The organism is Cyclobacterium sp. L-R, from assembly GCF_056859355.1.
Genome location: NZ_JBSXOH010000087.1, coordinates 33,732 through 44,713, shown reverse-complemented (window position 1 = coordinate 44,713; position 10,982 = coordinate 33,732). Strand labels below are relative to the sequence as shown.

6 protein-coding genes are annotated in these 10,982 nt (G+C 37.2%); 2 read left to right on the top strand and 4 right to left on the bottom strand.

Annotated features, from left to right (window positions below):
- The first annotated feature begins 214 nt into the window (after window positions 1-214).
- Window positions 215-847 carry a hypothetical protein gene (locus tag AC13EX_RS17525; protein ID WP_482893706.1) on the top strand — a complete coding sequence of 211 codons (633 nt, stop codon included), beginning with the start codon at window positions 215-217 and terminating at the stop codon, window positions 845-847.
- Between the two features lie 182 nt (window positions 848-1,029).
- Here AC13EX_RS17525 and AC13EX_RS17520 read toward each other — a convergent pair whose 3' ends face one another.
- The gene (locus tag AC13EX_RS17520) at window positions 1,030-1,446 is read right to left on the bottom strand and encodes a hypothetical protein (RefSeq protein WP_482893705.1); all 417 of its coding nucleotides are present in this window, start codon (window positions 1,444-1,446) and stop codon (window positions 1,030-1,032) included.
- Window positions 1,447-1,513: 67 nt separating this feature from the next.
- Window positions 1,514-6,037, bottom strand: coding sequence for a T9SS type A sorting domain-containing protein (locus AC13EX_RS17515; RefSeq protein WP_482893704.1), 4,524 nt, complete (start codon window positions 6,035-6,037; stop codon window positions 1,514-1,516).
- A 556-nt stretch (window positions 6,038-6,593) separates the two neighbouring features.
- On the opposite strand from AC13EX_RS17515, the gene AC13EX_RS17510 reads away from it, so the two are divergent.
- Window positions 6,594-7,394 carry a LytR/AlgR family response regulator transcription factor gene (locus AC13EX_RS17510; RefSeq protein WP_482893703.1) on the top strand — a complete coding sequence of 267 codons (801 nt, stop codon included), beginning with the start codon at window positions 6,594-6,596 and terminating at the stop codon, window positions 7,392-7,394.
- A gap of 118 nt (window positions 7,395-7,512) precedes the next feature.
- On the opposite strand, the gene AC13EX_RS17505 is transcribed toward AC13EX_RS17510, so the two are convergent.
- Window positions 7,513-8,457 carry a DUF4249 family protein gene (locus AC13EX_RS17505; protein ID WP_482893702.1) on the bottom strand — a complete coding sequence of 315 codons (945 nt, stop codon included), beginning with the start codon at window positions 8,455-8,457 and terminating at the stop codon, window positions 7,513-7,515.
- A gap of 24 nt (window positions 8,458-8,481) precedes the next feature.
- Window positions 8,482-10,881 (bottom strand): TonB-dependent receptor, encoded by a 2,400-nt coding sequence (locus AC13EX_RS17500; protein WP_482893701.1) that lies wholly within the window; start codon window positions 10,879-10,881, stop codon window positions 8,482-8,484.
- Between the last annotated feature and the right edge of the window lie 101 nt (window positions 10,882-10,982).

Below are 10,982 nucleotides of genomic sequence, written 5' to 3'. Positions count from 1 at the left end.
TCGTGTTTTGGTTGGTATTTTGTACCTTCATAGCTATATGTTTAAGACAACATAATTTAACTAAAGTAGGCCGGTTTTCATAAGGAAAATCGGCTTATTTTGTCTCAAGAGGCCATTTTTTCCTTAACTTAATAGCATTGGGCTCTCACTCCGTAAAGACAATAGGACCTCAATAAAGATTTTCAGAAAATTACTTCATAATAATTTTCAACTAATGGAGGTTAACCTGTGCTTATCAATTTTATACAACTTCAAAAAACTCGACACTTATGTTAATCATCATGTAGCGGTTACAATTGCCCTTGCTACAAATAAAACATTAGAAAAAACTAAGGAATTGATGAATTCAGAAGAGTCGATTAATCTGAAAAAAGGGTCAATTATTCGTCAATTAATAAAAAAATGGAATATATCTATAGAGAGAAAAATGGAAAATAATGATATTGAAAAAATAAAACCTAGACGATTTATACTTTTCGAATACATTGGAGCAACAATATTATTAACCTATAAGAACCTTTTTTCTCCTGAACAATATGAAAAAATGCTTAAAAACCTTATTGACAATACCCACAAAATAGACGTTAAATCAGAATATTCGAAAGTATTTGCTAGCATATACTTCGAAATGGGTATTATTGAGGAAAAAAAGCTAAATAACAATACAAATATTGGACCTGAAGATGTTTATGATCTTTATTATATTGCAGTTTTACATTCAGATGAAAAACGCATTCACAATACTTGTAAAATATTTTTTCAAAAACATAAATTATATAGTGGAATAAAAAAAGAAATAAATAAAAGAAGCAAGCATTCTGCTGAAATCCTATCTCTTTACAAATAAAATTGTTAAATATTATAATGCTTAGCCAAGTAATTGGTAATTAAAATGGTAAAAAAAATAAGCAAAAAGATCTGTTAAAAGTTTTCGATCTACCTTAAAAGTATAACAAAGACAATAAGAATATTAGACCTATTCAAATCGTAACAAACCCTATTATCTTTGCTATCAGCATTTATTTTTTTCTACAACCCAAACTCCATTTTTAATGCCACAGCTCCAGCTTTATAATTGGTCTGATTGATGGTTAGGATCATTTGGGTGTCCGTAAGGCTGTTGATCAGGAATTTATCAGGCCCTCCGTTGAGCAACACTTCCGTTTCTGCAGTATTAAAAGCCCATGTGCCGGACTCTTGTACGGAAAGTAAAGCACCTCTTGCTGTATAGCTGTTGGAAGCCGTAAACCTAATCGTGTAGCCATCAGTGGGCTGGTCAGAACCATTGGCAGTAAGTTTAATTAATTTCCAATTTTGGGTTAGTTGTTCTGTCTTGGTTTTTTCCTTTGGAGGTTCTGGCTTTGGCTCTTCATCATCCTTACAGGAAAAAAGGCTAACCAATAATAGTAAACAAGTAAAATACAATAGCTTATTAATCAATTTCATGGCGAAGTAAATTTAATGTTAAAAGGAGATATGGGAGAGCGATAAATAAGTCGCCCTCCGTATTGTTTTAATCTTTGATTATTAGTTTCCGGACTGCAAATAGTCTATAGCCTTGGACCTCTATAAGGTAGACACCTGCATTGAAGTCAGAAATATCTATAAAGCTATTCTGCGTATGCACATAGTCTACAACCACTCTACTCCTTCCATTGAGATCATTGATAGTGAGCTCATAAGTCTCTCCTAACGTAAGCCCTTCGATGGAGAAGCTATTTTTGGCCGGGTTAGGGAACAGTTTCACCAACCCCTTAGCACCTGGTCTTTCTTCTAAATCTGTCAAGGTTTGGGGCTCAGAAATACTACTACAATCATCTACTGTTACCATTACCGAATAAGCTCCGCTGGCTGAAAGGTTGATTTCATCTTGATCAGCTCCTGAAATATCCGATCCGTCCAGCTTCCATTGGAAAGTACTCCCTGTAGGTGCATTTTTTACTTTAAGCACCAATTCAGGAGAAAATTCAGAACCGATGATTTCTATTTCAGGAACAGGTGGAGCAACACAAAAACTATTGGTTTTCTTTTCGGCTGCAGCATAATTGTCATTCCCGCTTTGACTGGCTTCAATAACTACTTTCCCTGCGCCCGTTAGACTAACCGACTTACCACTTATAGTTGCCGGCCCACTGAGCACGGTAAAGCTAGGCTCCAGATTAGCGCTACTGCTTGCAATTAGCTCAAAGGAGGCTGCGCCAAAGGCTTTGTCTTCAATCGCAGTAAAGTCCAAAGTTTGGGATTTTTTCTTTACTGTCTGTGTGCGATTTACATCGGCTGCTGCCTTAAAATTGTCATTCCCCGGCTGACTGGCCGTAATGACTATAGCTCCCGCTCCCTCAATAGTCAGCTTTGTTCCGGAGATTTTTCCGGGACCACTTTTCACTTTTAGGGTTACCGGTAAACCGGAACTTGAAGAGGCAGAAACATTAACCGGAGCATCTCCATATATTTTATCCGGCAAGGTTGCAAAAGTAATGGTCTGCCCTGCCTTTTCTACGGTAATCTCCTTCTCTTCAGAAGTAGCATTGTAATTGTCATTTCCTGCCTGAGTAGCTTTCAAGGTAATTGTTCCGGCACCTGTAATGGTAACTTTACTTCCGCTAATGGTTCCGGGACCACCTACTAACGAAATGGTAACCGGTAGCTTAGAGTCAGACGTGGCGGTTACAGTAAAGGGTGCATCACCATAAGTTTTCTTGGATATGGAGCCAAAAGTGATTTCCTGATTGGCTTTCTCGACTTCAAAAGAATGCTTAATGGCCTCTGCTGCTTCATATTCATTGTCACCGGGCTGTTCAGCTTTTACTGTTACAGTCCCTGCGCCTGTAATGGTCAGCTGCTTTCCTGTAATTGTAGCAGGACCACTAACTACAGTAAATTGAACCGGAAGCTCAGAATCCGCCGATGCCATTAATTCCAATGGAGCATCTCCAAATTGCATATCAGGCAAAGGTGGGAAAGTTAAGCTTTGACTGGCCTTGCCTTTGGTGGTAACCTGAATATCATCGAGGAAGATGCCGTCTTGTGGAGTAAAACCATAGATAGAAAATGATCGTCTCCCATATTGCTGAAATCGAATAACTGTTTTCTCAGAGAGTGTGAGATTCTTATCTTCTGCCAAGGCAGAAATATTTAATTCATTTTCTGACCATTTATTCTCAATAAGAACATACTCATGGATTTTTTCAAATTTCCCTCCTCCATCAGTGCTTAAATACACTCCATCGGCAGATTCCAATTCTTCATCGTTGCTATAAGCCCAAAAAGATAGAACCACATTTTGAGCTTGGTGGAGGTTTAGCTTGAGGTCTGCTGCCTGGGTAGAAAAATTTCCCGAGGAATATTTACCAAGATAGAGTCCATAATCACCTGACATTTTCACTGTCTTTCCTTGAATTTTATCCGCTACACCTATAGCTCCTTCTAACTGAATATTTGATTTATTACCGGAAGGGTCTTCAACAATAATGTCGGTAGAAAGATCAGGGTCTGGGTCAATATATGGGAAACTGGGGTTACTAATGTTCCAACCCAAAGGTAACCTAGAACCAGCCTCAAAACCTTCCTGATAGGGGAAATCTGCAATATAATTTTGATCAGGGACTTTAATTTCCAAGTCGTCAATAAACAACCCGTCACGCTTACTGGTAGAAGAGTTATAAGTAGAATAAACACCATTTTGTTGAAATCTAATCACAAAAGTGGAAGTCAATGACAAACCATAATGCTTGGCCAATCGGTCTATATCTACTGGTGGTAACTTCCCCCAGATATTATTGGCCCAATTGCTCCCGTCAAAATCCATAACTTTAGTAAATTTCTTACCACCATCGTCACTAAAGTATATCCCGTCATTAGGACTAAACTCATCATAATTATTTTTCATCCAAAATGTCAATTCTACATCTGGCGTATTACTAAGGTTCAAGAATAAATCTGCAGCAACGGCTCCCTCTTCACCCCTTACACTTTTACTCAACACTAATCCATTCTCACCTGAATAAAAGGCTTCTATAGCATTGACTTTAGATGTCACTTCAACAATCCCTTCTACCTTCATAGCTGATTTACTATTAATGATGGCAGTTGAAAATTCAGGATCGGGATCAATATAGGGAAATGAAATTTCTCCTTGTCTCCAACCCTGTGGCAAATCAAGACTGCCTTCAAAACTAGTACTATATGGAAAGGTGGATATATATGTTTTTTCAGGAACTTTTACCTCCACTTCGTCGATAAAAAAGCCATCTTTATTACTTGCTAAGCTTTCTGTTGTAAAAAAATTATCATCAGATTGTTGAAAACGAATTACAAATGTGGAAGAAAGCGTGAGACCATATTTGGCTGCCAACCTATCAATATCAATGGGGGGTAATTTTCCCCAAGTATTATCGGACCAATCAGTACCTTCAAAATTCATTACTTTGGTAAAAGTAATACCTGCGTCATCACTAAAAAAAATCCCATCATCAGGATGATTCTCATCATAATAATCCTTTATCCAGAAAGACAATTCCACATCCGGAGTATTACTTAAATCTAAATGTAGATCCGCAGCGGCAACCCCAATTCTTCCTCCTTTGGTCTTACCTAGAGCAAGTCCATTTTCACCAGTAAAAAAAGCCTGCACATCATTAATAGAAGAGGTAACTCTCACTGTATTTTCTAACCGAACCGCAGATTTCCCCTCATCTAGAGCCGTTGAATTATTGGGTTCTGGATTTATATACGGAAAAGCAGGATTGCCTTGCAACCAACCTTCAGGTAACTCAGTACTCCCTTCAAAACCGGTTTTATAAGGAAACTTAGAAATAAAAGTCTTATCGGGAACCCTCACTATAACATCATCAATCAGAAGACCATCTCTACTTTGATAATATTTTGATGCTAAATTTTGATCCCCATATTGCTGAAAACGTATTACAAATGAAGAAGTTAAAGACAAACCATAATGTTTAGCCAAACGATCAATATCTAATGGAGGTAGTTGTCCCCACTCTAAACCAGCCCAATTATCTCCATTAAATTCAAAAACCTTTTCAAAGGTTTCTCCTCCATCATCACTAAAAAAAATCCCATCATAGTTAGAGTTATTATTATAGATTGATTTCATCCAAAAAACCAATTCAACCTCAGTTAGACTACTTAAGTCCAAATGCAAATCAACTGCATTGACACTTTTTTCCCCAGTATAATTTCTACCCATTACCAGACCGTTTTGTCCAGTTCTAAATAGATCTAAATCTTGGACATTGGTCCCTACTTGAACCAATCCTGAAAGCCGTACCAATGACTCCTTTGGACCTAAGCCTGTGGATGTGGACAAATCTGCATTAATATAAGGAAAGGTAGGGTTTACATGTTTCCACCCAACTGGAAGATCAAAGCTACCTTCAAAGCTTGTTTCATAGGGGAAAGTTGAGATATACGTTTGATCTGGTACTTTCACTGTTACATTATCTAAAAAGTACCCATCTCGATTTGTGGAATATTTTGACCCGATTATACCGGAACCGTACTGTTGAAATTTAATAACAAATTCAGCTGACATTTTTAATCCATGCAGCTTTGCTAACCTATCAATATCTATTGGTGGTAATTTACCATATACTCCACTATTCCAATTGCTAAAGTCAAAATCCATAACCTTTTTGTAATTGGCACCACCATTATCACTGATGTATAAACCATCTTGAGGATGGGTTGCGTCATTATTATTGAACAGGTAAAATGAAAGCTCCACCTCATCATGCCCACTTAAATCAAGTTTTAACTCCAGCGTATTGGTTAACAATCCTCCGGATGAAGAATTTTTACCAATGGCAACACCATATGTGCCGTCATAATATATGTTTCTTGCACCATTGGTACTGGCAACCTCCACTACTCCATAATCTGCAGCAGGGGTCGCTACCCATTCATCTTTGAATTTCCCATCTTCAAAATCATCTTCAAATATCACTTGGGAAAAAACACTCGGTATGCCTCCCAGGATATATAGCATCAAACAAATACAGTAAAACTTATTTTCCATAGTGATATAATTTAGGTTCTACTTAAAAATAATTGAGTTATTGTATAACTGTAAATAATTATCGTGAACCTATGGAATAGTTTCGTGAGAGTACCAAAATTCAGCGTGAAGATTGAATTACATTATTTTCAAACACAATTGATCTCCACTTATACACTTAAAATTGTATTTGAAAAAACAACCTAAATTTAAAAAATTAACATTATCTAAAAATTAATCAATTAAAATTTTATATTAACATAAAACCGTGTACGTTAACAGAGGCATTGAAATACTATACTATTGTTTAAAAACCTAAAAACTTAAACCACACATATAAAAAACATATAAACACTTATTTTATTAAAAAAAATTTGATTACATTAAATTGTTAAATATGGATTTTGAATACAAAATACTACTTCTTAGTTACCTTAAATTGTCTTTCAAATAAATATATTTACTACACCATCCATAAGTGTGCGGTTATTTACAATGAATCATAAGTATAAGAATAGATAAAAAAAGCCTAAAAAATACTGGACAATAGATTAATCCCCCATACGACCAAAGCCATATGAAAGTACTAATTGTAGAAGATGATCCATTTATTGCAGAAGACCTTCGGTTTGAAATAAGTACCAGATTCCCTTCTGAGATAACCGATATTATTGGCCCTGCGCTTAATTATGCAGATGCAGTTTCTTTGATTCACTCCTCATCTCCAGATTTAATTATGTTAGATATTTCTTTAGGAGATGATAAAGATGCAGGAATAAGACTAGCCCATTTTATCAATCAACACATTTGTATTCCAATAATTTTTCTATCAGGATTACCCAAACAATTGGGATTTGATCAGGCTAAGTTTTTATGTCCTTTTGACTTTATACACAAACCATTTGATCCTGATATACTGGCAGAAAAAATCGAATTGGCAATTATCTATCAATCGCAAAGAAAAAATCTCAGTAATACAGATTTAAATCCGATACCAGGGGCCCAAAACAAATTAATGGTTACCACTGGATTCAATGAAATTACAGCTATTCCTGTTAGTGATCTAATTCTATTAGAGGCCGATGATAAAATCATAAGAGCCTTTACTACCAAAAACAAACAAAGTATTGATTTTACTTCTCCAGGTCTGAAGAACTTTTATCAAAAAAACCTTTTTATGCTAAAGGATTTTCACCGCCTTAATAGAAAGCATGTTTTCAACTTAAATATGGTGCACAAGATAAAAAACAACCACATCCTACTTCCCAAAATCCCGAATAGTATGGAGAACACCAAGGAAAGTTTTTTTCAATTGCCCATTCCTAAGAATGGTGACAGCAAAAAACTGCTTTATGCAAGATTAGGCTACAAAAATTAGCCATTATCGAATTCTTATTTTCGATACTGAAAACTCCATAAAATAAAACTCCGGGTAACAACTATTTCCCTATTGAAAAAAGCTGTTACCCGGAATTAATTACATCGCTCAAGAGATATTAGTCTTCTTCTGCGTTCATTGCAGCTCCTGCGATAGCGCCGGTTAACTTTCCACCACCACTTGTGACAGCAGAAACATTAAAGAATCCCTGGACCTTAGTAGAAGATTCTTCAGATACCGGATAAATATTGCTGATAACATTTGACAATGGAGTCGCAAATAATTCGGAAAAACCACCCGGTCTATTGGTCTGTAAGATTACGCCTGCCAAAAACTCAAATGCTATAGGATCAATGGAATGAATCTCAAGGTATAAGGAATCGCCCACCACGTAAGGGGGCAATAAAGAATTTTCATTACCCGGATTTTCATCCCATGGATTCACGAAATCCTTACGAATGATCTGATTAAAAAGCACACCATCCATAGTTTGATTGGAAGAAAAACCTGCATCATAGGCGATATTGATTTCAGAAGGCTTGCTTAAGTAAACACCATTTTTCCAGGCCTTGATCCAGTAGGCATCTCCCTGCCCGGGGATATCATTGGCCAAAAACTCTGCAGTAAAATAAGGTTCCTTGAAATTAATGTCTTTCGGATTATAGGTAAACTGCACGGAATCAACCTCAGGTACTTCACCCAAGCCTGCATTGGCAGTATAAGCCTTCCCATCCACTTCTAGAAGTAGTTGATACTGATGACCGACTACCAAAAATTCTTCATCTCCCGGCTCCCAGCCATAATAGGCATCTGTTTCAATAAATGTAATTGTTTCTCCTGAAGAAAGATCTTTGACACTTACACTTGCGCCTTCCACCATCTCAGGTGAGGATTGATCAAAATAAGGCTGCGATATGGTCAGAAAAATTTTCTGAGTTTCATTTTTATCATTTAACCAAGCATCCACAACCATCACCTCTGCCGCAGGATTAAGCGTAGGGTTGATTTCAGTATCACATGCGAAATTAAGACAGGCCAAAAAGAAAACGATTGATTTTTTCATGATATAGGTATTGATTTGTCAGGATTAAAATTTGAAATTATAGGTTACAGAAGGTATTAAAGTACCAATGAGAGACATTTGATGAGCAGAAGTAGCTAATGGTTCGCCCACCTGTGGTCTGGAGGATGACCCTTGAGAAAAATATATACTGAAAGGATTTTTTCTACCATAAAGATTATAAACCGATACTACAAGGTTATCCGTGCCTTTCCTCTGTTTCTTGCCTCTCCATACATTGTCAATGGTTAATGCAATATCTAATCGATGAAAATTAGGAATCCTATAGTTATTTCTATCACTTCCATCGATATAAGGGATTACTTTATCTTGTACAATAATTCGATCTGTTGGAAAAGTGGTTGGCGTACCGGACAAGTAGCTGAAATTTGCCGACAAGGTCACTCGCTTGTTTAGTTCATAAAATCCTGCCAGTTTTAAATTATGGCGTTGGTCATACCTTGTAGGATACCAATTCCCCTCCCTTGTCGATTCATTATCCCCATAATTTATCCCATCTACTTTCAATTCAGTTTTACCCATAGTATAACTGATCCAACCGGTAAACCTGCCTTGATTTTTCTTGGCATATAACTCTAAGCCATACGCCCTTCCCTGACCTGAAAGTAATTGAGAAGCCATAAATTCATTGATAAATAACTCGGCCCCATCGATGTAATCCATTTGGTTTTGGTTCCATTTATAATAGACCTCAGCACTGGTTTCAAACCGGTTGCCAAAAAAGTTTTTGAAAAAACCTAAAGCTCCCTGATTCCCTGTTTGAGGCAATATATTGTTATCGGAAGGTTGCCAAATATCAATAGGTAAGGAAGCAGTAGTATTTGAAATTTGGTGCAAGTATTGACTCATTCGGTTATAACTGGCTTTCAAGGAACTGGATTCATTCAGTGAATACTTGATTGAAAGCCTGGGTTCCAGATTATTGTATTGGGCCACCGAATTCCAGGATCCATTTTCTGTAACCCCTATCAAAGGCCGTTCTATGCCCGGCAAGGTATCTCCATACATATAAGTCTTATCTCCAAAATGATTGAAATAACTGAATCGAAGGCCGTATTGGGCCACTAACTTATCTCCAAATTTTTGCTCACTACTGACATACAAAGCTCCCTCAACTGCTTTCCGATGATCCAAACTGATATTGGACAGCTCTCCATTATTTATAATCGTAGCATCTGCGGGTCGAAATCGATAAGCAATTAACTCTCCTCCAAAGGTAAGTTCATGAGAAGGGTTGGCAAACCAAGTAAATTCAGGCTTGAAATTCCAAGTAGAAATAGCCGCCTGCCAGTCAAACTTGTCGCTTTCATTGGTTCCAAAGCTAAAACCATAATTATAGTCGCTGTAAAAAGCTGAGAAGTTGGAAAACAATTTGCTCCCATAAAGATGATTCCATCGAATTGTAGCCGTTTTATTTCCCCAGTTAAAGCCTTGAGATTCATCAAAATTAAATACATCTCTACCCAAATAGCCGGAGACAAATAGTTTGTTCTTTTTATTTAGTTCAAAATTGGTCTTCGCTGTAAGATCATAAAAGTACATGCCTGCTCCATTGTCCAAAGCGTCTGTAAAGGGTCTTGCCAATACATCTGCATAAGAGCGGCGTCCGGCAAGAATAAATGAGGATTTACCTTTTTTGATTGGCCCCTCTACGGACAGCCTGCTAAATACTGTTCCTATTCCACCGGCTACATCATAATTCTGGTTATTACCCTCTTTCATCCTTATGTCAAGAACTGAGGCTAACCTTCCTCCAAAACGGGTTGGAATCCCTCCTTTATAAAGTTTGACATCCTTGACCGCATCCGGATTAAAAACAGAGAAAAAACCAAACAGATGAGAGGACTGGTAAACGGGGGCTTCATCCAATAAAACTAGATTTTGTCCTACTGTACCTCCACGTACATTGAAACCTGAAGTACCCTCTCCTACGGAACTCACACCCGGCAAGAGCTGTATACTTTTCAAAACATCCACCTCTCCTACAAAGGCCGGCATCTTCTCAATTGTTTTAATATCCATTTTCGCTGTACTCATTTCCACGGATGATACATTTTCGTCCATCCTATCACTTTGAATGACCACTGTTTCCAATTCGGTATCCGACAGCATCAATGATATATCCAATCTAAGGTCCTTGTCTAGCTTTACTTGTTTCTGAGCCTCTCTATAACCCACATAGCTAAAATGCAGGTCATAAACCCCTTCTTCCAAAGTGATAGAGTAAAATCCATATACATTGGATACCGTTCCGCTTTTGATTTGTTCTACCCTTACAGTAGAACCTATAAGCACTTCCCCATTGGTCTTGTCTGTGAGATAACCGCTTATGGTAAAGGAGTTGCTTTGAGCAAATCCGGGGAGTAAGGAAAGGAAGAATAAACCTCCTAATACAAATGATTTCATTTTAAATGAGTTAAAGGTTGATACGAAAACTACTATTGAATAAAATTGATGATTCAAAAGTAGCAGGCAGGGGGCTAGAGATCGTTCCGGTTTATAATTGT